Origin of the sequence: Micromonospora sp. WMMD975 (assembly GCF_029581215.1) — a bacterium.
Lineage (GTDB): Bacteria > Actinomycetota > Actinomycetes > Mycobacteriales > Micromonosporaceae > Micromonospora.
The window spans coordinates 3,572,185-3,596,297 of sequence record NZ_CP120739.1 but is presented as its reverse complement, the minus strand read 5'-3'; the positions used below and the strand labels follow the sequence as shown (position 1 = coordinate 3,596,297).

21 protein-coding genes and 1 pseudogene are annotated in these 24,113 nt (G+C 73.2%); 11 read left to right on the top strand and 11 right to left on the bottom strand.

The window, feature by feature from the left end:
- Nucleotides 1-9: 9 nt before the first annotated feature.
- Nucleotides 10-117 (top strand): annotated as a pseudogene (locus tag O7613_RS15425) (nucleotidyltransferase family protein); the annotation flags it as partial.
- A gap of 42 nt (nucleotides 118-159) precedes the next feature.
- Here O7613_RS15425 and O7613_RS15420 read toward each other — a convergent pair.
- Complete coding sequence (locus O7613_RS15420) at nucleotides 160-492, bottom strand: hypothetical protein (RefSeq protein ID WP_281587731.1); 333 nt, start codon at nucleotides 490-492, stop codon at nucleotides 160-162.
- A gap of 136 nt (nucleotides 493-628) precedes the next feature.
- Between O7613_RS15420 and O7613_RS15415 the strand changes: the two genes are divergently transcribed.
- The 6 genes from O7613_RS15415 to O7613_RS15390 all read left to right on the top strand — a co-directional run bounded on the left by O7613_RS15415 (nucleotide 629) and on the right by O7613_RS15390 (nucleotide 7,271).
- Nucleotides 629-1,525, top strand: a complete 897-nt coding sequence (locus O7613_RS15415) for a helix-turn-helix transcriptional regulator (RefSeq protein ID WP_281587733.1) — start codon at nucleotides 629-631, stop codon at nucleotides 1,523-1,525.
- Nucleotides 1,525-1,725: a DUF397 domain-containing protein gene (locus tag O7613_RS15410; protein ID WP_282289132.1), complete on the top strand. Its 201-nt coding sequence runs from the start codon at nucleotides 1,525-1,527 to the stop codon at nucleotides 1,723-1,725. Before O7613_RS15415 ends, O7613_RS15410 begins: the two co-directional genes overlap by 1 nt.
- A gap of 325 nt (nucleotides 1,726-2,050) precedes the next feature.
- Nucleotides 2,051-2,503: a hypothetical protein gene (locus tag O7613_RS15405; protein ID WP_282289131.1), complete on the top strand. Its 453-nt coding sequence runs from the start codon at nucleotides 2,051-2,053 to the stop codon at nucleotides 2,501-2,503.
- A 38-nt stretch (nucleotides 2,504-2,541) separates the two neighbouring features.
- Entirely contained in the window at nucleotides 2,542-5,925 is a 3,384-nt protein-coding gene (locus tag O7613_RS15400) for a tetratricopeptide repeat protein (protein WP_282289130.1), read from the top strand.
- A gap of 188 nt (nucleotides 5,926-6,113) precedes the next feature.
- Nucleotides 6,114-6,446 carry a TfoX/Sxy family protein gene (locus tag O7613_RS15395; protein WP_281587739.1) on the top strand — a complete coding sequence of 111 codons (333 nt, stop codon included), beginning with the start codon at nucleotides 6,114-6,116 and terminating at the stop codon, nucleotides 6,444-6,446.
- Nucleotides 6,447-6,548: 102 nt separating this feature from the next.
- A complete protein-coding gene (locus O7613_RS15390) occupies nucleotides 6,549-7,271 on the top strand; it encodes a VOC family protein (protein ID WP_282289129.1) in 723 nt (240 codons plus the stop codon).
- 363 nt (nucleotides 7,272-7,634) lie between these two features.
- Here the strand turns inward: O7613_RS15390 and O7613_RS15385 are convergent, their stop codons facing one another.
- The 4 genes from O7613_RS15385 to O7613_RS15370 all read right to left on the bottom strand — a co-directional run bounded on the left by O7613_RS15385 (nucleotide 7,635) and on the right by O7613_RS15370 (nucleotide 14,844).
- Complete coding sequence (locus O7613_RS15385) at nucleotides 7,635-8,444, bottom strand: metal-dependent hydrolase (protein WP_281587741.1); 810 nt, start codon at nucleotides 8,442-8,444, stop codon at nucleotides 7,635-7,637.
- Nucleotides 8,445-8,581: 137 nt separating this feature from the next.
- Nucleotides 8,582-11,383 carry a protein kinase gene (locus O7613_RS15380; protein ID WP_282289128.1) on the bottom strand — a complete coding sequence of 934 codons (2,802 nt, stop codon included), beginning with the start codon at nucleotides 11,381-11,383 and terminating at the stop codon, nucleotides 8,582-8,584.
- Between the two features lie 76 nt (nucleotides 11,384-11,459).
- Nucleotides 11,460-12,785 (bottom strand): glycosyltransferase family 4 protein, encoded by a 1,326-nt coding sequence (locus tag O7613_RS15375; RefSeq protein WP_282289127.1) that lies wholly within the window; start codon nucleotides 12,783-12,785, stop codon nucleotides 11,460-11,462.
- A 115-nt stretch (nucleotides 12,786-12,900) separates the two neighbouring features.
- Nucleotides 12,901-14,844 carry an amylo-alpha-1,6-glucosidase gene (locus tag O7613_RS15370; RefSeq protein WP_282289126.1) on the bottom strand — a complete coding sequence of 648 codons (1,944 nt, stop codon included), beginning with the start codon at nucleotides 14,842-14,844 and terminating at the stop codon, nucleotides 12,901-12,903.
- A gap of 42 nt (nucleotides 14,845-14,886) precedes the next feature.
- On the opposite strand from O7613_RS15370, the gene O7613_RS15365 reads away from it, so the two are divergent.
- Nucleotides 14,887-17,589 (top strand): glucosidase, encoded by a 2,703-nt coding sequence (locus O7613_RS15365; RefSeq protein WP_282289125.1) that lies wholly within the window; start codon nucleotides 14,887-14,889, stop codon nucleotides 17,587-17,589.
- Nucleotides 17,590-17,682: 93 nt separating this feature from the next.
- Here O7613_RS15365 and O7613_RS15360 read toward each other — a convergent pair whose 3' ends face one another.
- The gene (locus tag O7613_RS15360; protein WP_282289124.1) at nucleotides 17,683-19,014 is read right to left on the bottom strand and encodes a hypothetical protein; all 1,332 of its coding nucleotides are present in this window, start codon (nucleotides 19,012-19,014) and stop codon (nucleotides 17,683-17,685) included.
- A 310-nt stretch (nucleotides 19,015-19,324) separates the two neighbouring features.
- Between O7613_RS15360 and O7613_RS15355 the strand changes: the two genes are divergently transcribed.
- The 3 genes from O7613_RS15355 to O7613_RS15345 all read left to right on the top strand — a co-directional run bounded on the left by O7613_RS15355 (nucleotide 19,325) and on the right by O7613_RS15345 (nucleotide 21,872).
- The gene (locus O7613_RS15355; protein WP_281587750.1) at nucleotides 19,325-20,008 is read left to right on the top strand and encodes an HAD family hydrolase; all 684 of its coding nucleotides are present in this window, start codon (nucleotides 19,325-19,327) and stop codon (nucleotides 20,006-20,008) included.
- A 22-nt stretch (nucleotides 20,009-20,030) separates the two neighbouring features.
- Nucleotides 20,031-20,816, top strand: coding sequence for a DUF4184 family protein (locus O7613_RS15350; RefSeq protein WP_281587752.1), 786 nt, complete (start codon nucleotides 20,031-20,033; stop codon nucleotides 20,814-20,816).
- 369 nt (nucleotides 20,817-21,185) lie between these two features.
- Nucleotides 21,186-21,872 (top strand): hypothetical protein, encoded by a 687-nt coding sequence (locus tag O7613_RS15345; protein ID WP_282289123.1) that lies wholly within the window; start codon nucleotides 21,186-21,188, stop codon nucleotides 21,870-21,872.
- Nucleotides 21,873-21,894: 22 nt separating this feature from the next.
- Here the strand turns inward: O7613_RS15345 and O7613_RS15340 are convergent, their stop codons facing one another.
- The 5 genes from O7613_RS15340 to O7613_RS15320 form a co-directional block, all read right to left on the bottom strand.
- On the bottom strand, nucleotides 21,895-22,170 hold the full coding sequence (locus tag O7613_RS15340; protein ID WP_281587756.1) for a hypothetical protein: 276 nt from the start codon (nucleotides 22,168-22,170) through the stop codon (nucleotides 21,895-21,897).
- A gap of 47 nt (nucleotides 22,171-22,217) precedes the next feature.
- Nucleotides 22,218-22,649: a hypothetical protein gene (locus O7613_RS15335; protein ID WP_281587758.1), complete on the bottom strand. Its 432-nt coding sequence runs from the start codon at nucleotides 22,647-22,649 to the stop codon at nucleotides 22,218-22,220.
- Nucleotides 22,650-22,856: 207 nt separating this feature from the next.
- The gene (locus tag O7613_RS15330) at nucleotides 22,857-23,144 is read right to left on the bottom strand and encodes a ribbon-helix-helix protein, CopG family (protein ID WP_282289122.1); all 288 of its coding nucleotides are present in this window, start codon (nucleotides 23,142-23,144) and stop codon (nucleotides 22,857-22,859) included.
- Nucleotides 23,141-23,431, bottom strand: coding sequence for a hypothetical protein (locus O7613_RS15325; protein ID WP_281587762.1), 291 nt, complete (start codon nucleotides 23,429-23,431; stop codon nucleotides 23,141-23,143). The genes O7613_RS15330 and O7613_RS15325 overlap by 4 nt, the downstream gene beginning before the upstream one ends.
- Before the next feature lie 13 nt (nucleotides 23,432-23,444).
- On the bottom strand, nucleotides 23,445-24,023 hold the full coding sequence (locus O7613_RS15320; protein WP_281587764.1) for a DsbA family protein: 579 nt from the start codon (nucleotides 24,021-24,023) through the stop codon (nucleotides 23,445-23,447).
- Nucleotides 24,024-24,113 lie beyond the last annotated feature (90 nt).

The following is a 24,113-nucleotide window of genomic DNA, read 5'->3' as shown; positions in this document are numbered from 1 at the left end:
CGCCTCAGCATCGTCGACATCTCCTGCGACGCGGTCGCAGACGACAGCCGGATCGACAGCCCGGAGCTGATGGCGCTCTACGGCCTGTCCGTCCCCGAGCAACGCATCGGCGCGTGAATCGGCAGCGGCTCGCGGCGGTGTACATCGGGGCCGAGCCGGTCAGGTCGACTTGTCGGCGGGGATCAGGACGCCGCTGCCGGACCAGTTGATGTCCTCGTGCGAGATGGCCTTGTCGGGCTCGTCCTCCTCGTCCAGTGTGGAGTAGTCGGCGAGGTAGCGGCCGAAGCCGTACCCGCCGGCCTTCAGCGTCGCGAGCGCCCACGGCCGCAACTGGTCGCGCAGCTTGTCCGGCGCGCGTCGGTCGACCGGCACCCGGACGACGCCGAGCAGGTCGTACCACTCGTCGGCCGTGCCGGCGTCGACCACCCGACAGAGCGAGAACGCGTGCCGCACCGGCGGCTCCGGGTCGATCCACGTGACCTGACTGCGCATGTTGCCTCCTCTTGCTCTCGAAACTTCTCGGGCCAGCATCGTCGATGAACAAATTTATATCAAGAGACTATTGCCCGGCATGTTTGTCGAGTATGGTCCAGGAAGTTTGCTGATGTGGACGGATGGAGTTCAGACGATGCCGAAGACCGCGAGCACGTCGCGTAGGTCAACGCCACCGCTTGCGTCGCCGACCGTGCAGGCGTGGGAGCTTGGACTGCGGCTGCGTGAACGCCGGGAGGAAGTGGGAATGACGGCGGTCGGGGCGGGTCGCGCCAGCGGCATCACACAGGCATACATCTCGGGCGTCGAAGCCGGGCGGGTGAAGTTGCCGCGCGACCGGCTGGCCCAGCTCGTCAAGGCATACGAGCTTGATCCATCCGATGCCGCCGAGTTGGAAGAGTTGCGGGTTGCGGCCATGGAGCGGGCTTGGTGGCATCAGTACTCGCAGCTCTTCCCCGCTGATTTCCTCCGCTTCCTCGGTTACGAGGCGGGTGCCGAGCACGTCCGCAGCTACCACAACGAGCTGTTGCACGGCCTGTTGCAGACCGAGGAGTACGCCCGCGCGGTCATCCGTGGCGGCAACACCTACGTCCGGCTGACCGAGATGGACCGGCGGGTCGCCGTGCGGATGGCGCGTCAGCGGCGGCTCGACGGTGACCACCCCCTACGACTGACTGCTGTGATCACCGAAGGTGCACTGCGGCAGCAGGTCGGCGGCGCGCAGGTGATGCGGTCCCAGCTCGACCACCTGGACCGGCTGTTGACCGAGCGCGCCGAGCAGTTCGAGGTCCGGGTAATGCCGTTCGCCGCCGGAGCGCATCCCGCGCTCGGCGGCCCGTTCCAGATCCTGTCGTTCCCGTCGCCTCGACTGCCTGACCTTGTCTGGCAGGAGGTGCTCACGTCCAGCGACATCATCGACCAGTCCAGCCGGGTCGCGGACTACGTCGTCACCTTCGCCGAGGCGCGGGAGCGGGCGCTAAGCTCGGCGGAGTCGCTGGTGCTGATCCGGCGGATCGCCAAGGAGATGACGTGATGGTCGCTCGCCCCGCCCTCGGCGGTGGGTGGTTCAAGTCCTCCCGCAGCTCGGACAACGCGGCCTGCGTCGAGGTGCGGTTCGCCGGTGGCGCGGTGGACGTCCGCGACACCAAGGACCGCACCGGCCCGACGCTAGCCTTCAACAGCCGATCCTGGGCCAGCTTCCTGACCGGCCTCAAGGCCGCGTCGGACCGGTAGGCCGGGCCTTACTCCTGCACCCAGAACTGCCAGCCGGGCGGTGTGGGCGGCCACGACGGGTCGGGTCGCCAGCTCGACGGAGGTACCCAACCTGCCGGGGGTGAGGGCCAGCCGGGCGGCACGGCGAACCGCCACCGGGCAGGCGTCCGCCACCTCCTGACCGGCCGAGGACTCCGTGCGTTCAGCCGGACTGCTGCCCCGGGCGGTGGGCGGCGAGGCCAACGGTCCGGGGGATGTCTGGCATCCGACATGCATTGACGCTGGCCGCCGTGTCGGGGCGGTGCGGTGGATCCCGCCGCTGGCCACGACAGCCCACAATGACCCCATGGCAGCAGGTGATCGGACGCGCAGGTGGGCGGCGGTGGTCCTCGTCGGGGTGGTGGGCGCTGGCCTGGGGGCGTTTCTGGCCGCCCAGGACCTCGACCGGGCGAACGAGTGGTCCGGCGTGTTCGGGCTGTTCCTCACGCTTGCCGGTGTGGGCCTCTCCGCGTACGGGCTGTTCGGTGCCCGGCGGGCGGCGGGCGGGCAGTCGGTGGACGACAGTGTCGTCGGTGGCGGGGTGACCCAGGTCCGTGGGGTGCGCGGCGACGTGCGTATCGGCCGGTCCGCACCGGCGACCGGGTCGCCGTCCGCGCCGTCCGCGCCGCCGCCGTCTGCCGCCGGGGTGGGGGCCGGCGGCAGACCGGCCGGGGACGGGCAGTCGGTGACGCGGTCGTGGGCGGCGGGACCGGTACGGCAGGTCGACGGTGTCGGCGGTGACGTGGACATCGACAGGTGAGCCGTCGGTGGTGTCCGCAACCGGCGGCGGGTCAGGTGGTGACCGGCAGTGTGGTCTTCGGGGACGTCATCCAGATCTCCCACGTCGACGGCGGCGTCACCGTCATCAGCCCGGATCGGCCGCCCTACCGGGTGAGCGCGACCGACAGTTCCCCGGTGCCGGTCGGTGTGCCGAAGGCCCGATCGCATCCGAGCTGCCTGTTGCTGGCCCGCCATCAGGTGGTGCCGTTCACCGGTCGCGAGCGGACCCTGGACACGCTGGCCGAGTGGGTGCGCGGTGGCGAGCCGGTCGCGGCGTTGCTGGTCCACGGTACGGGTGGGCAGGGCAAGACCCGTCTCGCCGCCGAGGTCTTCGCACGGTGCGCAGCGGCGGGGTGGGCGGCGTGGAAGGTGGTGCACACACCGACCCCGGTGCCCGGAACCGCACCGGTGTCCCGGGTCGAGTTGCCCGGCGGCGCGGTGCTGGCGGTCGTGGACTACGCCGACCGGTGGCCGGCCTCGGCGTTGTTGGCTCTGCTCATTCAGCTACGGGACCTGCACACGCGGACCGGCGCGCGGGTGCGGGTGCTGATGCTGGCCCGCTCGGACGGCTACTGGTGGCCGGCGGTGGCCAACCGGGCCGAGAGCGACCTCGGCATCGACACCGGTCAGGTGGCGTTGCCGCCGCTGGCCGCCGACAGCGACGACGACCGGCTGACGCTGTTCACCACCGCGGCGGAGCGCTTCGCCGCGGCCATGAACATCGAGCGGGCCGGCTGGCCGGTACCGGATCTGACCGGACCTGCCTTCGCGCAGGTCCTGGCCGTGCACATGGCTGCCCTGGCCACCGTCGACGCGATTCGGCACGGCGATGTCCCACCCGTACGAGGGGACGCCGTCTCGGCGTATCTGCTGCTGCGGGAGGAGGCGTACTGGCACGAGCTGCGTACCGGACCCGAGGATCCCTTGACGACGCCGCCCGCGGTGATGCACCGGGCCGTGTACACCGCGACCCTGATCGGGGCCCAGCCCCGATCCGCCGCCCGGCGGGCGCTCAGCCAGGCCGGGTTCGCCGCCGACAGCACCGCCGCGGACCGGATCATCGACGATCACACGACCTGCTATCCGCCGACCGACACCCGACTCGTGTTCGAGCCGCTGCACCCCGACCGGCTCGGCGAGGATCTCATCGCCCTGTCCACCCCGGGCCACGGCGGGCTCACGACGTTGGAGAAGGACTGGGCGCCCATCGCGGTCGCCGACCTGCTCACCGCCGACGGGCCACAGCCGCCGGCCTGGACCACGGCTGCGGTCACCACTCTCGTTGAGACCGCACGCCGATGGCCGCACATCGCCATCGACGTGCTGTATCCGCTGGTCCGTCGCCGTCCCGAGCTGGTTGTCGCCGCCGGCGGGGCCACCCTCACCCGCCTGGCGGGCGTCCCCGACATCGACCCCGCCATCCTGGAGATCCTCGAACCCCTGCTGCCCCAGGGCCGGCACATCGATCTCGACATCGCCGCCGCCGCGATCACCGGCCATCTCACCCGGCTCCGCCTGGCGCACGCCACCGGTGACGCGGACCGTGCCCGGCTGCACGCCATCCACGCCTGGCGGCTGGCCAACGCCGGGCAACACGTCGCCGCGCTGGCCTCGGCGGAGGAGGCCGCCGGCCTCTACCGGCGGTTGGCGGAGGCCGACCCGGCCTCCCTGCCCGGCCTCGCGATGTCGTTGAACAACCTCGGCAACCATCTGTCGGGGGCGGGGCGTCGGGAGGAGGCGCTGGCCCCGACGGAGGAAGCCGCCGGCATCTGGCGCCGGTTGGCGATGGTCAACCCGGCCGTCTACCTGCCGCACCTCTCGGGGGCGTTGAACAACCTCGGCAACCACCTGTCGGGGGTGGGGCGTCGGGAGGAGGCGCTGGTCCCGGCGGAGGAGGCCGTCGCCATTCGCCGCCGGTTGGCGGAGGCCGACCCGGAGGCGTACCTGCCCGATCTCGCGGGGTCGCTGGCCAACCTCGGTAGCCGGCTGGCGGAGGTGGGGCGTCGGGAGGAGGCGCTGGCCCCGACGGAGGAAGCCGCCGGCGTCTACCGGCGGCTGGCGGAGACCGACCCGGCCGCCCACCTGCCCGATTTCGCGACCTCGCTGCACAACCTCGGCAACGAGCTGTCGGGGGTGGGGCGTCGGGAGGAGGCGCTGGCTCAGGTCGAGGAGGCCGTGACCATCCGTCGCCGGTTGGCGGAGGCCAACCCCGCCGCCCACCTGCCCGACCTCGCGATGTCGTTGACCAGCTTGGGGACCCGCCTGTTGGAGGTGGGGCGTCGGGAGGAGGCGCTGGCCCCGGCGGAGGAGGCCGTCGCCATCCGTCGCCGGTTGGCGGAGGCCAACCTTGCCGCGCACCTGCCCGACCTCGCGACGTCGTTGAACAATCTCGGCGTCTTCCTGGCGACGGTGGGGCGTCGGGAGGAGGCGCTGGCGCTGGCGGAGGAAGCCGCCGGCATCTGGCGCCGGTTGGCCGGGGCCAACTCGGCCGCCCACCTGCCCGACTTCGCGACGTCGTTGATGAACGTCAGCGAGCGGCTGTCCCAGGTGGGGCGTCGGGAGGAGGCGCTGGCCCCGGCGGAGGAGGCTACCGGCATCTGGCGCCGGTTGGCCGGGGCCAACCCGGCCGCCTACCTGCCCCAGCTCGCCGGGTCGTTGGACAATCTCGGCGTCTTCCTGGCGGCGGTGGGGCGTCGGGAGGAGGCGCTGGTCCCGGCGGAGGAGGCCGTGACCATCCGCCGCCGGTTGGCGGAGGTCAATCCCGCCGTCTACCTGTCCCACCTCGCGATCTCGTTGTCCAACCGCGGCGCTCTCCTGTTCACGGTGGGGTGCCGGGAGGAGGCCCTGGCGCTGGCGGAGGAGGCTACCGGCACCTGGCGCCGGTTGGCGGAGGCCAACCCGGCCGCGCACCTGCCCGACCTCGCGACATCGTTGAACAATCTCGGCGTCCTCCGGTCGGAGCCGGACAAGCGGGAGCAGGCCCTGGCCGTGGCGGAGGAGGCCACTGCCATCAACCGCCGGTTGGCCGGGGCCAACCCGGCCGCCTACCTGCCCCACCTCGCGATGTCGTTGACCAACGTCAGCGAGCGGCTGTCCCAGGTGGGGCGCCGGGAGGAGGCGCTGGCCGCGGCGGAGGAGGCCGTGACCATCCGCCGCCGGTTGGCGGAGGCCAACCCCGTCGCCTACCTGCCCTTCCTCGCGAGATCACTGTCGGCGTACGCGCGGGTGTGTGTCAGCGTGGATGCCGACATGACCGGGGCCCTGGCTGCGGTCACGGAGGCGGCAGGTCTCTATGAGCCCCTGGCACGGCAGTTGCCGCAGGCGTTCGCTGACTATCTGTCCGACGCCCAGCAGATCCGCGCCGACATCATCGAGCGGCTCGGCGGGGAGCCCGAGCACTGATGCCGTCCCGGCGTGACGGTCGAGATGCGGTTCGCCGGCGGCGCGGTGGACCGTCATCACGTTGCTGACTACTCAGCCTCCGCGCCGAACGGGTCCTGCTCGACGGCGGTCCGTCCCCGAGTGACGCGCGTCGGCGCGGTGACCGGATTGTCACGGAGGTTGTCGTACCGGGGTGCCAGGATGCCGTCGTGGCGTATGACGAGGACCTGGCGAACCGGGTACGGGAGCTGGTCGGGCGCGAGCCCGGCATCGCCGAGCGGCGCATGTTCGGCGGCCTGGCGATGATGCTGCGCGGCAACATGGCCGTGGTCGTCCGCGGCGCGGGGGGCTTGATGGTCCGCGTCGACCCGGCGGAGTCCGATCGGGCGCTGGCCGAGCCCGGCGCCGAGAGCACGGTGATGCGCGGGCGGGCGATGCGCGGCTGGGTCACGGTGGAACCCGCGGCCTGCGAGCGGGACGCGGACCTGGCCCGGTGGGTCGACCGTGGCGTCCGCTACGCGGCCGGTCTACCGGCGAAGTGACGCCGCGATAATCGGCTGCGGGCCGGTCTCCTCCGCCCTAGGCTCGGCCACCAGTCAGACCGGGCCGGGCCGGCGGATCGGAGATCGGAGATGAGCGCCGCGATGACGATCAAACTCTATGCGATAAGTGTCGACGCGGCGGAGCCACTGCGGCTCGCACGCTTCTGGGCGGCGGTGCTCGGCCGGGAGGTGGTCGACGACCCGCACGAGGGGGTCGCGCTCCGGCCCGACGGTGACCCCGGCTTCCGCATCCGGTTCCGGCCGACCGACGCGCCGAAGGTCGGGCAGAACCGCATCCACTTCGACCTGACCAGCGCGTCCCCGGAGGGCCAGCGGGCGACGGTGTCCCGGGCGATCGAGGTGGGCGGTCGGCACGCCGACGTCGGTCAGAAGGGCGACGAGGGGCACGTGGTGGTCGCCGATCTGGAGGGCAACGAGTTCTGCGTCTGCGAGGCCGACAACAACTTCCTCGCCGGCTGCGGTCCTGTCGGCGCGGTGAACTGCGACGGCACGCGGGCGGCCGGTCATTTCTGGAGCGCGGCGCTGGGCTGGCCGCTGGTCTGGGACCAGGATGAGGAGACCGCGATCCAGTCCCGGCGCGGCGGGGCGAAGGTCACCTGGAGCGGCCCGCCGTTGATGCCGAGGCACGGCCGGGACCGCGTACACCTGGATCTCGCGCCGCCTGTCGGCGCGGACCGGGAGGCGGAGGTCGACCGGCTGCTCTCGCTCGGCGCGACCCGGGTCGGCGCGGGCCGGCACACCGCCGACGACGTGGTGCTGGCCGACCCCGACGGCACCGAGTTCTGCATTCTGACTCCCCGGTAGCGGCCCCGCCCGGTCGGTGTCATGTGAATCTTGGTACGGAACAGCCCCTGGAGGGGCGCTTCCGTACCAAGATCCAGGATGTCCCGGAAGGTGGGAAGCTGATCCAGGGATGCGAGAATGTGTGCTTGATCGACTTTACCTCGCCGAAGTGGTGGGGTCGGATGGGCCAGGATGCCGCCACTTCGGGGAAGTGGAGTCGATCGAGAGCCGGTCGATCGAGCGTCGCTCGTGCGGTGTAGACGGTTCAGGTCGGCCCGCGGTGTGAGTCATTCACACCATCAAGTTTGTAGGCGCCTGCTGAGCACCTTCCGGGTCGACTCCGGGAAGCATGCCGACCGCGTCCGGACGCGTCCCGGCCGCGACTCACACCTGGATGTCGAAACGTTGCAGCACCGCGGGCGCGACCAGGCCCAGCGCGGCGAGCACGGCCACCACGGTCATCGCGGTGCGCAGGACGACCGTCTCCGCCTTGCTGCCGGTTCGCAGCGCGATGCTGTTGGGTAGCCCGATCATCGTCCACATCCGCCGTTTGATCGGGATCGGCCAGAGGATGGGCACGCCGGCCCGGGTGATCATGTCACCGAGGATGTGCACGAAGCAGCCCACAGCGACGGCGAGACCGATCATCGGATAGCCGCGGTCGCCGGGCAGGTTGGCGAACGTGAACCAGGCCGCGGCGGCGGACACCAGCGTGATGACCACCCAGCCGGCCCGTTCGGCCCACTCGTCGAAGAGCCCGCGCAGCGCCAGGCCGATCATGAAGAACAGGATGCTGACCACGGCCCACTTGCCGTAGTGGGCGCAGAGCGCCGTGGTGCCCCACCCGACCAGCGCGGTGAACGGGACGGTGTGGGTGAGCGTGCGGTGTCCGTTGTTGCGGCGCGGGTCCTTGCTGAGCTTGGTGGCGTAGTAGACGCCGAGCGAGATCTTCTCCACCACCTCGGCGACGAAGAGGCTGACCACGCCGAAGGTCCGGGCCACGGTGGCGCCACCCTGGTTGCGGGTGACCTTGCCGGAGAGGTCGAGGTCGGGGAAGAGTGCCCCGCCCGCGCAGACCGCGGTGCCGACGGCCAGCGCCAGCGGCGTCTGGTGGTAGTCGGCGAACTGGTCCAGCGCCCAGGAGCCGGTCAGCCACACGGCCGCGCCGGACAGCGCATGGGACGGTCCCATCATCTCGGCTCGCCCTCCCCAAAGATCTTGATCGACAAACTACGCCACTGTAGTCAGTCGGCGCGACGGTGGGCATCAGGAAGTATGTCGGCCCAGGCGGGCGCGGCGGTGCGTCTGTCGGCGATGAGACGCCGGCGGTGTCAACCCGCCGTGCGGGTGGGCCGGATCGGACGGATGCTGTCCCGGATCAGAGCGAACTGCCCGTCGGCGGCGGCCCAGTCGGCGTCCGAGGTGGTCCAGCCCAACGTCCACCCGGATTCCTCGCCCGGCAGCACCCGCAAGGCGTGCATCCGTTCGCCGTTCGGGGCCGTCCAGCGACACTCCCACTCGGCACCGCCGCCGGCGGCGGCGAGCCGCACCTTGTCGTATGCGGGCAGCCGGCCGGCGTAGCGAAGGTCCCGCTCGGCGGACTTCAGCCGGCCGACCGGATCCCCGCCCGGATACGGCTCGACGCCCAGGATGCGCCGGGTGGCCGGGTCCTGGAAGCAGGTGGTGTCGCCGGAGCGGAGCTGGAGCCAGCCGGCGGGCAGGGCGATGTGGAACCCGCCCGTGTCGGCGGGCCAGATCCAGTCGGCGGGCACGGTCACCGCCGGATCGGCAGGTGGCGGACCCTTCTGCACCGGCGTGCCGGCCACGTCCGGCCGGATGCAGGGGAACGGCGGTGGTGGCACGCCGGGGGGTGGGCCGGGCGGACGATCCCAGGGCTGGCCGATGGCCGTGCCGTGTCCGTCGCCGGTCCTGGGAGGGTCGCTGTCGACGGCGAGGGCGGTGCCGACGCCGGCGGCCAGGGCCAGCAACGCGACGGTCGAGGCGAGGCCCCAGCGCCGCAGCGCCGCCCGCCTCCGCTCGTCGTCGGTGGCGTCGGCAGGTGGGTCGCCGGTGGCGCCGTCGTGGGCGGCCTCCCCGCGGCCGTCGCCGTGCGGAGGGCGCAGGCCGTGCGCCGCGCCGCCGTGGGCGGTTCCGCTCCGATGGGGTACGCCGTGCGCCGCGCCGCCTCGCGCGGGGTCGTCGTGAAGCGCGCCGCTGCCCGTCGCGCCGCGCAACGAACCGGAGTCGACCGGAGAGTTTGCGGTGACCGGCGGCGGGCTCGCGGCGGGGGCGCCGCCGGACCCGGGGAGGTGCACCGGGCTGACGGCGTCGGCCCGGGGCGCCGGACCCTCGGGACCGGTCGGGCTGCCCGGGTCGACGAAGCTGGTCAGGACCGTCGGGCCGAACACGCCGACCGGACGGTCGGGGCCGCCCCGGACCGGGGCGTGCTCCGACTGGTCCGGCTCGTCGGGGTGGTGCTCCTCCGCCGGGTCGGCCGGCGGGGTCGGGTCGTCCTCGGCCGGTCGCGCCCACTCGCTGCGCCGGGCCGCCCGACTCCACGCCCGGGCGGCGGCGGCCGGCGGCATCATGTCCGGGTAACCGACGATCGGCCGGTCCGCCGCGCCCGGGCCGGCCGTGCCGCCCGTGGCGTCGCCGCCATTCCCCCCGCCCGTGTCGTCCCCGCCGTCCCAGCCGTCCGTGCGGTCGGTGCCGTCCCAGCCGCGCGTACCGTCCCAGTCGTCCCAACCGTGCCGGCCGGCCCGGCCGGGCCGGCCGGCACGGTTGGGACGGTCGGTCAAGCCGCCTCGATCGGCGGGGCCGGGTCGGTCGGCAAAGCCGGGTCGGTCGGCCTGGCCGGGTCGGTCGGCAAAGCCGGGTCGGTCGGCCTGGCCGGGCCGGGCCGGGTCTCCCGGGGTCGGGTGCCCGGCCCTCCCACCGGAGCCGCCGCCCGACACCACGGCGCGTCCGGTCGCGGACCTGGGCGGGGCGTCGGGTCCGCCTCCGGGCGGGTCGCCGGGTCCGAGCCTGGTCGCGGGCGGGTCGCCGGGGCCGGGGCGGGGGACCGGTGGGACGGCGATGCTGTGGCCGCTCGGCGGTGCGACGGTGGACGCGGACCGGGGGACCGGCGGGACGGCGATGTGGGAGCCGCTCAGCGGCGGGACGGTCGGTGTGGGCCGCGGGACCGGCGGGTCGTCGCCGCTCATCGACACGACACTGGATCCGGCCGCGTGCCTGGGTGGCGCGTTCCGGCCGGGCCGGCCGGCCCCGGCGGTGTCGGACGCCGGCCGGTCCGGCGCGTCGGCGGCCGGTACGTCGGCGGCCGGTGTGGCGGCGGAGGCGAGCAGACGGGCGATGTCGTCGTGGCCGAGCCGGTTGCGCGGGTCACGGCGCAGCAGCCCGACCAGCACCGGCATCAGCGGGCCGGCGTGCGGCGCCGGGTCCGGTGGCTGGCTGGCCAGCGCGGCGAGCGTGGCCATCGCGGTGCTTCGGGCGTACGGCGAGCGGCCCTCCACGGCGGCGTGCAACGTGGCGCCGAGCGACCACAGGTCCGCCTCGACGCTCGACACCCCCTCGGCGGCGCGTTCCGGCGCGACGTACTGCGGGGAGCCGAGGACCAGGCCGGGACGGGTCATCGCACCGTCACCGCCCTCGAACACGGCCAGCCCGAAGTCGGTGAGCAGCACCCGCCCGTCCCGGGCCAGCAGCACGTTCGCGGGTTTCACGTCCCGGTGCAGCACCCCGGCCAGGTGGGCGGCACGCAGCGCGGCGTGCACCGCCCGCCCGATCTCGGCGGCCCGCCGGGGCGGCAGCGGACCGTCCGCCTCGATGATCTCCTGGAGCGAGCGGGACGGAACGTACTCCATGATCAGCCATGGGTCGCCCTGGACCCGGACCACGTCGTAGACCCGTACCACGTTCGGGTGGTTGAGCCGCGCGGCCGTCCGCGCCTCGCGCAGCGTGCGGGCGCGCAGCTCGTCCCGCTCGTTCTCGGCGAGCCAGTTGGGCGGCAGCACCTGCTTGACCGCGACCTCGCGTTCGAGCTCCTCGTCCCGGGCGAGCCAGACCTGGCCCATCCCGCCGCGGCCGACCAGCTCGATCAGGCGGTACCGTCCGGCGATCACAACCTTACGCACCGCACTCCTCACCGCTGGTCGTGGTCCACAATAGCCAACGGATCGGACGGTACCTATCCTCTCGGGGCGGCAGACCTCAGCTCGCCGCGCCGGCCAGCAGATTTCCCTCCGGGATGGTGACGGCCGGCCGACCCCCGACCAGCATGGCGGCGGCCCGCCGGGCCTGGAACGAGTGGTGCTCCCGGCGGGCGGCGGCGTAGCTGACGGCGGTCCGGGCCGCGATGGCGGACCACGCGTACCGCCGGGTCACCATGGCGCGCGCCTTGCGCGCCACCCGGCGGGCGAAGACCTCGTCACCGAGCAACCGGTCGACGGCGCCGGCGAGCGCGTCCGGGTCGCCGTGCGGAAAGGTCACCCCGGTCACGCCGGACTCGACGATCTCGGCCAACCCGCCGGTGCGCGCCACCGCGAGCGGCGCCCCGGCGGCAGCCGCCTCCAGGGCGATCATGCCGAACGGCTCGTAGAGGCTGGGGATCACGGTGGCGTCGGTGGCGGCGAGCACCGCGGGGAGCTGGGTGGCGTCCATGAAGCCGGCGAACCGGACGGTGTCGTGCAGCCGCAGCCGGTGTGCCTGGTCCACCAGCTCATCCCGGTACGGGCCGTCCCCGGCGATCACCACCCGCAGGCCGGGGTGCCGGTCGGCCAGGTGCGGCACCGCGTGCACCAGATGCTGCACACCCTTCTCGTAGACCAGCCGGCCGGCGTACCCGATCAGCGGCCCGTCCCCGGCGAAGCGGGCGCGGGCGGAGGCGACCGCGTGCGGACGGGCCCGCCAGGCCCGGTCGTCGACGCCGTTGGCGACCACGTCGACGCGCCCGGCCGGCACGTCGAACAGCCGGACCACCTGCTCGCGCATGTAGCCGGAGCAGGCGATCACCCGGGCCGAGGCGTTGCTCAGCCAGTGCTCGACGCCGTGGATGGTGCGGTTCATCTCCCCGGGCAGCCAACCCTGGTGCCGGCCCGCCTCGGTGGCGTGGATGGTGGTCACCAGCGGCACGTCCAGGTGCTCGGCCAGGGTCACCGCGGTGTGCGCGACGAGCCAGTCGTGGGCGTGGATCACGTCGTACGCGCCGGCGCCGGCCGCGCGCAGGGCGGTGCGGGTGAGCGTGTGGTTGAACGCCATGGTCCAGGCCAGCAGCGAGTCGGTGGCGAGCGGGAACCGGACCGGATCCTCGGCCGCCCGCACCACGCGGACGCCGTCGGCGTACTCCTCCATGGGGGTGCCCTCGGCGTGCCGGGTGACGACGGTGACCTCGTGCCCGGCGGCGGCCAGGGCGACGGAGAGCGCGTGCACGTGGCGGCCGAGGCCACCGACGAGCACGGGTGGGTACTCCCAGGAGAGCAGCAGCACCCGCAGGCGCCGGGCGGGCAGGATGTCGATCACTTCGGCGTCAGCTGACACGCGGCCCCCTTTGAGTTGTCGTCGTCCCGCCCGACGTCACCACCGGGGGGCGGCACCCATCCTGCCCAGGTGTCGATAACCGGCGGCGACACGCCGGTTGCCGGTCTGTAACGCGTTACCGGCGGACCCGCCGCGCGCGCAGCAGCTCGGCCACCGACCAGGCCTGGAACGGGCAGCCGGTGGCGGCGTGCGGGGCGAGCCCGTCGGCGGTCTCGCTCACCGAGCCGAGACCGTCCTCGACGAGGTGGCCCACCAACCCCACCAGCAGATCGTCGGTGGGCAGGCCGGCCCGGCGGTACGCGTCGAGCAGCGGCCCGGTCAGCCACGGCCACACCGTGCCCTGGTGGTAGGCGGAGTCCCGCTCGGCCGGGCCGCCCCGGTGCCGGCCGGTGAAACCGGGCGACCCGGGGGCGAGACTGCGCGGGCCCAGCGGGGTGAACAACGCCTCGGTGAGCCGGCGCAGCGTGCCCTCGTCCGGCTCCAGCGGGGCGTACGGCAGCGACCAGGCGAGCAGTTGGTTGGGGCGCAGCAGGTCGTCGTCGTGGTGCGGGGCGCCGCCGAGCGGGTACGCGGGCGCCGGGGCGTCCACCACGTCGTGCAGCCCGCCGGCCGGCGCCGGGAACCGGTCGCGGAACGCGGTCGTGGCCCGGCCGTGCAGGTCCCACAGGCCGGTGGCGTCCCGGCCGGCCAGCTCGGTCAGCTCGGCGAGCCCGGCCAACCCGTTGATCCACAACGCGTTCACCTCGACCGGCTTGCCGGTGCGCGGGGTCACCGGCACCCCGTACACCCGGGCGTCCATCCAGGTCAGCGCCACGTCCGGCGGCCTGCCCTGGGTGAGCAGCCCGTCGGCCGGGTCGACGCCGATGCCGTACCGGGTGCCGGTCACGTGCGCCTCCACCACGCCGTGCAGCGCCGGCAGCAGCTCGTCGCCGAGGTCGGTGTCGCCGGTGACCGTGACGTGCCGGGACACCGCGTGCAGGAACCACAGCGTGGCGTCGACCGTGTTGTGCTCGACCCGGCCGGTGTCGGCGGTGTTCGCCAACATGCCCTCGGACAGCGTGCCCGCGTACGCCCGCAGCAGCTCCCGGCCCTCGTCGGCCCGGTTGGTGCAGAGGAACAGCCCCTCGTAGGAGATCATGGTGTCCCGGGACCAGGCGCCGAACCAGGGGTAGCCGGCCACCACGTCCGGGCCGGTGGCGGTGCGGACCACGAACGCGTCGGCGGCCAGCGCGAGCGTCGCCTCGACCGCGTCGTCCGGCTTGGCGGCGGCCACCACCGCCCGGTTGCGCCGCCGGGCCGCCTCGACCACCGCGGTCGCCGGTGGCGGCTCCTCGCCCAGGTCGTCCGCCCAAGCCAGCACCGTCACCGTCGCGCCCGGCTCGTCGAGCGCGCCGGAGAAGCGGCCCGCGTACCAGAGGTCCTCGTCCGGGTTCAGGCCGCGGTCGGCCTCCGCGCGGTGGCGGACCCCGAGCCACCACTGGCCCTCCGGGGCCCAGCCCGGCCCGGCGAGCCGGAACGCGCCGTCGACGACCGCGCCGCCGGCCACCGGCTCCAGCCGCGGCGCGGGACCGTCGGCCCGCCGCTCGCCGTGCGCGTCCCGCCAGGTGCAGGCCGCGGCCAGGTCGAGCCGGACCGGGCCGCCGGAGACCAGCCGGTGGACCACGGCGACGCAGGACCGGCCGTACGCCATGGCGATCTCCCGCTCGATCACCACGTCGCCGATCCGCCACCGCCAGCGCGGCACCCCGTCGGTCAGGTCGAAGCGCTCCAACAGCTCGAAGCCGCGCGGGTCGACCACACCGGAGGACCACTCGTGCGCGCCGAGCCGGACCCGCGTCCCCGACGGCAGGGTCACCGCCGGGTCGAGACTCACGAGTCCCACCTTGCGGGACGCCGGCGTTTCGCCCGACACCACGAGCAACCCGTGGTAGCGGCGGGTGCGCAGCCCGGCCACGGTGCCCGTGGCGTAACCGCCGCGCCCGTCCGTGACCAGCCATTCCCGCTCGGCGGAGGTGGACAGGTCCGCGCAGAACCGCGGACCGAAACGGATGTCGATCAACTTTCCTCCACCGGCAGCGAGGTGTGACATGCCACGACGACAATGGCCGCTGTGGAGAAGTACCCCGGCGGCGTCGAAGATGTTCCGGTGATCACCGACCGCCCGACCTCCGTGGCCTCCGACCCCGAGCGGCACCGGCTCGCCCAGGCCGATGCCGGGGAGCAGGACTGGCGCGCATGGGGCCCCTATCTGTCCGAGCGGGCGTGGGGGACGGTACGGGAGGACTACAGCGAACACGGCACGGCGTGGGACTACTTCCCCCACGATCACGCGCGGTCCCGAGCCTACCGGTGGAACGACGACGGCATGGCGGGCGTCTGCGACGACCGGCAGACGTTCTGCTTCGCGCTGGCGCTGTGGAACGGGCGCGACCCGATCCTCAAGGAACGCATGTTCGGCCTCGGCGGCGACGGCGGCAACCACGGCGAGGACGCCAAGGACTACTGGTGGTATCTCGACAGCACCCCCACGCACTCGTGGATGCGCTGGCGTTACCACTACCCGCAGGCCGCCTTCCCGTACGACGAACTCGTCGCGGTCAACGCGCTGCGCGGCCGGGACGACACCGAGTACGAGCTGGTGGACACCGGCATCTTCGACGACGACCGCTACTGGGCGGTGACCGTCGACTACGCCAAGGCGTCCCCGACCGACATGTGCGTGCTCGTCACCGTCGCGAACCAGGGTGACCGGGACGCCACCCTGCACGTGCTGCCCACCCTGTGGTTCCGCAACACCTGGGCCTGGGGGCTGCCCGGCACCGACCGGGTCCCGACGATCCACGGCGCGGGCTCCCGGCTGGTCGGTGACCACTGGGTGCTCGGTCAACTGCTGCTGGAGGGCGACGGCGACCCGACGCCGCTGCTGTGCGACAACGAGACCAACGCGGAGCGGCTGTGGGGGCTGCCCGGCCGGTCCGCGTACCCGAAGGACGGGATCAACGACCACGTGGTGGCCGGCGCCGCCACCGTCAACCCGGACCGCGTCGGCACCAAGGGCGCGCTGCACTACGTGCTCGACGTGCCGGCCGGCGGGCGGCGGCAGATCCGGCTGCGGCTGGCCCGCACCGCGCCGCCGCCGGCCGCCGTCGCGCCCCCGCCCGCCGACCTCGGGGACGGGTTCGACACCGTGCTCTGGGCCCGCCGCGCCGAGGCGAACCGGTTCTTCGACAGCGTCATCCCGGCCGCGGCCACCGCCGACGAGGCGATGGTCGCCCGGCAGGCGATCGCCGGGCTGATGTGGGGCAAGCAGTTCTACCACTTCGACGTCAAACGCTGGCTGGAGGGCGATCCCGGCTCGGCGCCGCCGCCGGCCGGACGCCGGCACGGGCGCAACAGCGCCTGGTGGCACATGACCAGCTTCGACGTGTTCTCCATGCCGGACCCGTGGGAATATCCCTGGTACGCCGCCTGGGACCTGGCCTTCCACTGCGTGACCATCGCCCGGGTCGATCCGGGGTTCGCCAAGGAGCAACTGCTGCTCCTGCTCCGCGAGTGGTACCTGCACCCGAACGGGCAGATCCCGGCGTACGAGTGGGCGTTCGGGGACGTGAACCCGCCGGTGCACGCCTGGGCCGCGTTGAAGGTCTTCGAGATCGACGGCGGCCGGGACCACGAGTTCCTCGCCCGGGTGATGCACAAGCTGATGCTCAACTTCACCTGGTGGGTCAACCGCAAGGACACCGGCGGCAACAACGTCTTCGAGGGCGGTTTCCTCGGGCTGGACAACGTCGGCCCGTTCGACCGTTCCGCCGCCCTGCCGGTGGCCGGGACGCTCGAACAGTCCGACGGCACCGGCTGGATGGCCATGTACGCGCTGAACATGCTCGACATGGCCGTCGTGCTGGCCGAGCACGACCACGCGTACGTGGACACCGCGACGAAGTTCTTCGAGCACTTCGCGTACATCGCCGCGGCGGCGTACTCCCAGGGGTTGTGGGACGCCGACGACGCCTTCTTCTACGACGTGCTGCGGCTGGCCGACGGCACGAAGGTGCCGTTGAAGGTCCGCTCGGTGGTCGGGCTGCTGCCGCTGGCGGCGGTCACCCGGCTCACCGCGCGGACGCTGCGCCGCCTGCCGGAGCTGGGGGCCCGGCTGCGCTGGTTCCTCACCAACCGCCCCGAGTACGCCGACGTGATCGGCGCCCGGCGGCTCGGCCCCGACGGCCGACAGCAGCGGCTGCTGTCCATGGTCGGCCCGGAGCAGGTGGTGCGGCTGCTGGCCCGGATGCTCGACCCCGACGAGTTCCTCTCCGAGTACGGCCTGCGGACACTGTCCCGCGCCCACCTGGACAAGCCGTTCACGGTCACGTTCGGCGGGCAGGAGTTCAGCGTCGGCTACGAGCCGGCCGAGTCAACGAGCGGCCTGTTCGGCGGCAACTCCAACTGGCGCGGTCCGATCTGGATGCCGACGAACTTCCTGCTGATCAGCGCGTTGCGCGACCACGCCGCGTTCTTCGGCGACGACCTCCAGGTCGAGTATCCGACCCGGTCCGGGGTCAAGCGCACCCTGGACGAGATCGCCGACGACCTCTCCGCCCGGCTGATCTCGCTGTTCACCCGCGACGGGTGGGGGCGGCGACCCATCTACGGCGCCGCGCAACTGTTCCAGACCCACCCGGACTGGCGGGACCTGATCTGCTTCCCGGAGTATTTCCACGGCGACAACGGGGCCGGGCTGGGCGCCTGGCACCAGACCGGGTGGACGGCCCTGGTCGCCGATCTGATCCTCACCCGCCGCCGCTGAGCCCGGCGCCGCCGGGTTCGGCGTTGTTGGGTCCGGCGTTGCTGGTCGGGGGGTGGGGCACGGCGGTGGCCGCCGTGCCCCGTGCCGGTCAGGTCAGGACAGCGGCAGGAACGCCAGCCGGGCGTGATATTCGCCGGCCACCGTCACGGTGTCGCTGCCGACCCACAGGCCCCGGTCGGTGGCGTACAGCTCCCCGGTGCCGACCCCGCGGTCCTTGGTCGGATTCCAGGCCAGCGCCTTGCCGGTCGTCGGGTGGATCGCGCCGATGCCGGGTCGGGACACCGCGCCCGGGCCGGCCGAGTCCCGACCCTGCGGGTTGTCCAGCCAGCGCTGGTGGCCGCCCACGTACACCGCCGCCCCGGTGATCGCCACCGAGAGCAGGGTGTCGCCGCCGGTGTAGTTCGCCCAGGTCGGCTGCTTGCCGGCGGTCTCCGTACCGAACTCGAAGCGGGACGCCGTGTCGCACAGCGTCCCCGGGAACGCCGCGCCGGTGCTGACGACCACGAACCAGGCGCCGTCCGCGGAGATGTCCACCCCACGCATGTAGGTGGGCATGGTCCGGGCGCACTGCGGCTGGTAGCGGGTCGTCGACCAGCCGGACAGCGTGGCGCCCGTGGTGCTCAGGTTCGCCACCGCGAGCTGGTGCCGGGCCTGCCCGGCGACCGAGCTGAAATTGCCCACGAAGACCAGCCGCGTGCCGTCGGCCGAGACGTCCAGCGCCTCGATCTTGACCGGGGCGGTGACCCCGGTGGCGGTGACCCGGGGGCCCTCCAGACGCAGGTTCACCGACGGGTCGGCGGCGCCGGTGGTCGCGTCCAGGGCGGCCAGGGCGCGGCGGGTCACCCCGCCGACGGTCTGGAACGCCCCGCCCACGAGCAACCGCGTACCGACCAGGCGCATGTCGTTGACCTGGTTGTTGAGCGCGGCGGGGGCGAACCCGGCGACGCGGGCGCCGGTGGCCGCGTCGATCCGGGCCACCCGGGGCGCGGCGACGCCGTTGACCGTGGTGAACGCGCCGCCGAGGTAGATCGAGCGGCCGTCCGCGGCGGCGGCGAGCGCCTTCACCGTGCCGTTGACCGCGGGTTTGAACGTGGTGTCGATCCGGCCGGTGGTGGCGTCGAACGCCACCAGCCGGGGCATCGCGAGCTGCGCGGTGCTGTTCGCGTTGCGCACCTTGGTGAACGAGCCGCCGACATAGACCCGGTTACCGATCTGGAGGATCCGGTAGACCGTGCCGTCGAGGGCGTGCGGGGTCCAGGCCGCGGGTTTCGTACTGACCACTGTGGTGTGCGTGGCGTTGACGGCGAGGGCCGGGGACGCGGTGAACGCGCCGGCGGTGGTGGCGAGCGCGGCGGCCACGGCGATGGCCGCGTGCCTCCGGTGCCGGGCCCGCTTCGCAGATGGTGGGGCGGGTGCGGGAGTCATGCTCAAAGCATGCCGATCGAGTAGGAATTCCGCAGTCGGGTAGCCGCCCCTTTCCGCCCGCCGACCGGCCGGTCCGTGCGGTCCGTGCGGTCTGGTGCGGTGCGGCCCGGCCCGGCCCGGCCCGGCGCGGCCCGGCGCGGCGCGGCCCGGCGCGGCCCGTTCCGGCCCGGTGCGGCCCGGCCCGGCCCGGCGGTTAGGCGGGGCCCCCGCTTAACACCCCGTGGTAAGCGGGTGCCGTTCCTCTACCAAAAGCGTTAAGCAGGGCCCCCGCCTTACACGTAGGGTGGGCGGGGTTCCGGGGAGGAGTTCGATGCGATCCGTGCTGGTCTTCGACGCCGACGACACGCTCTGGGAGAACAACGTCCTCTTCGAGCGGGTGATCGAGGACTTTCTCACCTGGCTCGACCATCCGACGCTGGACCGGGCGCAGATCCGGGCCGTCCTCGACGACGTCGAGCGGGCCAACGCCGTGGCGCACGGCTACGGCAGCAAGATCTTCCTGCGCAGCCTGGGCGAGTGCCTGGAGAAGCTGCGCGAGCGTCCCGCCACGGAGGCCGAACGCGCCGACATCGAGCGACTCGCCGCCGCGTTGGTCGGGCACCAGGTCGAGCTGATGCCGGGGGTCGCGGAGACGCTCGACGACCTCGGCACCCGCCACGACCTGCTGTTGCTCACCAAGGGCGAGCGCGAGGAGCAGCAGCGCAAGCTCGATGCCTGCGGGCTGCTGCACCACTTCCACGCGGCGCACATCGTGCCCGAGAAGGACGCGGACACCTACCGCTGGCTGGCCCGCGAGCACGCGTTCGACCCGGCTGACGCGTGGATGATCGGCAACTCGCCGCGTTCGGACATCCTGCCCGCCCGGGCCGCCGGGATGAACGCGGTCTTCATCCCCAACGAGAACACCTGGGTGCTGGAGCACGAGGAGTTGGATCCGTCCGACGGCGGCGTGATTCGGCTCGCCGCGTTTCCGGACCTGCTCCGGCACTTCTGAGTCGGCCGGTAACGTCCGGAATGTGCCGCTCACCTTTCCCTCGCATCTGGCGCCGGTGCTGCCGCTGAAGCGGTGGCGACCGCACTGGTTCGACGGCGTGGCACTGGCCACCGGTGCGGTGGCGCCGGACGTCGGCTACCTGTTCAACGGCACCCGCCTCGAACTCGGGATGCGCACGCACACGATCGGCGGGTTGCTCTGGTGGTGCCTGCCGGTCGCGCTGGCGTACGCCTGGGTCGTCCGCCGGGTGGTCGCCGGGATCGCCGTGCACCTGCCCGCGTCGCGGTTGTTCGGCTGGCCGCAGTACGCCGCGCTGGCCGGGGTGCGGCACCCGTGGCAGGTCACCGTCTGCTCGGCGCTGATCGGCGCGTTCAGCCACGTCGGTTGGGACCGGATCAGCCACAGCGAACGCCTGCCGCGACTGCTCGGCATCGCCGACTTCCACGCCCAGACCGGGCTGTACTGGTGGCAGTTCACGGACGTGTTCGCCAGTCTCGGCAGCGGGCTGCTGGTGCTCGCCCTGGCGTTGGAGGCGGCCCGGCGCGGCGCGGTCTTCGCCGGGCCCCGCCCACCCGCCCCGGCGGCGAACCCGCCCGTGTTCTGGCGGGTGACGCTGGCGGTCACCGGCCTCGGGGCGCTGCTGCTGCCGGGGCTGCCGTCGGCCACCGTCCCCGCGCCGGCCGGCGTACGCGTGCTGCACCTCGGCGCGTTGGCGCTCATCGCCGGCGCCGCCGCGGCGCGGTCCGCGCCTCCCCTTGACGCCGAGAGAGACCACCGTCCCGACCACGAACAGCGCCCGATCTGTTGACCCCGTTACGTCGACATGCCGCATTTCGGCATAGACATCAATCACAGTCGCGCGTTGCCTGCGGGCGCTTGTCCGACCTGCGCGGACCTGCTTAACCTGGGCCGGCGTCCGCGCCTCGTCGGGGTGAGTCGGGGGCGCACCGGAGTCCGGTGGTGACAGCACCGTGGAGCTGAGTGCGGGCAGACCGGCTCGCCGTGCGGCCCGGCGTGGGCGGCGTGCCCCGCCCGCCGCGGCACCCACGGCGCAGGCCGATACCACGTCGGACGGCCGGGGTCAGGGCCGGGGAGTTGCGGACCCGGTCCTGACCCGTCCGGTCAGCGCCGGGCGTGACCCTCTGGTGCGCCGGCCGTCACGGAGCGACACTGAGTCATGGCACTTCCGCGCGTACCGCTGCTCGCCGGCCTGGTCGTGCTGCTCGCGGCGGCCTGCACGACGACCGGCCACGACGGCGCGTCGCCCCCGACCTCGGCGCTCGCCGCGCCGGCCACGACGACTGTCGCGCCGCCCTCCGCCACCGCCCCGCCGGTGCCGACCGGCGCCGCCGGGCCCACCGCGTCCTGGCGGACGACCTGGGGCTGGGCGGTGCCCGACCGCCCGGCCCGGGTGACGCACCCGGTGCGGGCGCCGGTCACCCCGGGGCAGCCGCTGCCCGTCCTGGTGGCGGTGGAGACCGGGGACCACCCGGCGGAGGGGTTCAGCCGGATCACCTTCGCCTTCCGCGGGCCCACCCCGTCCTACCGGGTCGGATACGTGGCTCAGGTGGTGACCGAAGGGCGGGGCGCGCCCGTCGAACTGCCCGGCACGGCGTTCCTGTCGGTGCGGTTCTCCCCGGCTCAGGCGCACGACGCGCGTGGCGGCGGGACCGCCCGCGTGCCGCCGGCGGTCATCGACTATCCGACCCTGCTCGGCTGGGCCGCGGCCGGCGACTTCGAGGGGCACCTGAGCTTCGGGCTCGGCCTGCGGGTGCCGGAGAGCGGGCCGGTCCCGGTGCGGTTGGCTGAGTCCACCCGCCCGGACGGCGCCCACGTCATCTCCGTCGACGTCCGACGGGGCTGACCGCCGCCCGGCGTGGGCGAACTCAGTTGACCTCGCCGCGGACGATCGCCACCGCCACCCGGCAGAACTCGTCCATGTCCGGCGTGAACCCGGCGGCGATGTCCGGGTGCAGGCCGGAGCGGGTCTCGTCGAGCAGCCGACGGCAGACGTCCTCCACGGGCTCGCCCGCGTAGCTGGCGCGGACCCGTTCGGTTGCCGCCTGCAGGGCCGAGGTCAGCTGATCCTCCAACGGGCCGCGCAGCTTCTGCTGCACCGGATCGAGCCCGCTCGGATCGAGCGTGACATGTGGCTCCGACATCGGCGCTCCCTTCGTCGGCGTCCGCGGTACCCGACCGCGGGCGTCGGTCAAACCATCGTCGGTACGGCCGCCACCCGGACCAGGTACGAGAACTCCTCCGCCGGCTCCTCCGCGTACGACAGCCGGCGGATCTGCCGGTCGTCGGACCAGAGGGCGACGTCGACGAGCACCCCGAGGTGGGCGAGGCCGATGTTCGCCACCCGCTTCTTGTCCTGGAGCACCGCGCAGACGCCGCCGAGCAGGGTGCTGGCGTCGGAGGTGCGGTGCCCGGGCGGGCACCGCAGGGTCAGGTCCACCTCGATCGGCCCGGCGAGTGGGGTCCACCCGGTGCGCTGGGCCGCCGTGCAGGCGGCCTGGAGCAGGGTGCGGACCCTCGTCGCCTGTCGGTGTCCGGCGGCGAAGATGGACAGGGCCTCGGTCTTGACCGGGGGCAGGCCGCTCACCTCGAACGTCAGGGTGAGAACGCGGGTGTCCTGCACGACGGCACCTCCTCCTGGGGAGAATCCTGCCCAACCGGTACGCGCGCACGCGGAGGTTCCGGGGAGAACCAACCGATCGGGCGGGCTGTGGGGGACAGCCGGCGGCGGGTCGACATCGTCGGCGACGCGCTGGCCACGGAGTGAGGGAAACGCTAGTCCAGTCCGTTGACGCTGGGTAGTCTCACCGTTCACCTGATGGGACGACGCTCATGCCGCCTCTCCGGCGTGCCGGGCCAGGTACTCGTCGATCGCCCTGCGGATCAGGCCGGAACGCCCACCCTTGTCGTTGCCGGCAAGTTCGTCGAGCCGCCGGACGATCGTCGAGGGAAGGCGAACGCCGGTGACGATCATCGGTACGCTCTCCGAGGCTGGGGCCGGGCCGAGATCGGGGCCCACGGTTACGTCCCGCAGCAGTTCCGAGATGTCGCCACCCCGGTCGAAGTAGGCCACCAACTCCTCACGGCTCATCGTCCGCGGATCTTGGTTTGCGCTCATCGTGTCCCCTCCATCCACTGCTTGACCTCATCAGGCGTGGCGGGGCGCACGGCCAGGATCGCGTAGCTGCTGACCTTCCCGATCCGCTCACAGAGCACCATGATCACGCGGGCGGTGTCCGCCAGGCCGGCCACGGCGAGCAGGAGGGTGCCGATGTAGTTCTCGATCCGCTGCGGAGAGTAGAGCGCATCGATCGCTTCCTGCTCGGACACGTCGTGCCGGGCCGCGCTGGCCTTTCCGGCGTCGGTCCACCCGTACTCCCGCTCCGTCCCGACATCAGCGTACAACGCGTAAAACGCGTCAGCGGCGGGCGCGCTTGAGTTCGTGGAACGTGTCCAGGCGCATCAGCGGCAGCATCGAGTCCCAGATCGTCAGCGCGTCCTCGGTGCCCGGGACGTCGGTGATGATCGGGCCGTGGATGCCCCGGGAGGCGTCCGGCACCATCAGCACCGGCGAGCCGATGTCCGGTCCGGCCGAGCCGTATGCCAGGGCGTGCGACTCGTGCACCGCGGCGTCCCAGCGTTCGTCGTCGAGCGCCGGCGCCGCGTCCGCCAGCCCGGCCGCCTCCACCGCCGCCGCGACGATCTTGTCGCCGAGCGGGTTGCCCGCGTCGTGGCTGCGCGCCCCGACCTCGGTGTAGAGGCGGCCCGCGTCGTCGTGCCGGTCCTGCGCGCGTAACGCCTCCACCAGCCGCAGCACCCGGTGGGAGGCGGCCATCGGCGCGGCGAACTCCGGGGGGACCTGACCGTCGTTGAGGATCGCCAGGCTGAATGCCCGCCACTGCACGCGCAGCCCGCGCGCCTGCGCGACCGCGACCAGCCAGCGGGAGGTGCGCCAGGTCCAGGGGCAGACGGGGTCGAAGAAGAAGGTGGCGTCCATCCCCCCAACCTAGGCGCGGTCGCGGCGGCGCGCAGCGCGGCGTGACCGTCACGTGACCGTGATGTTTCGCGTCGTGGCAGGTCGGGCACG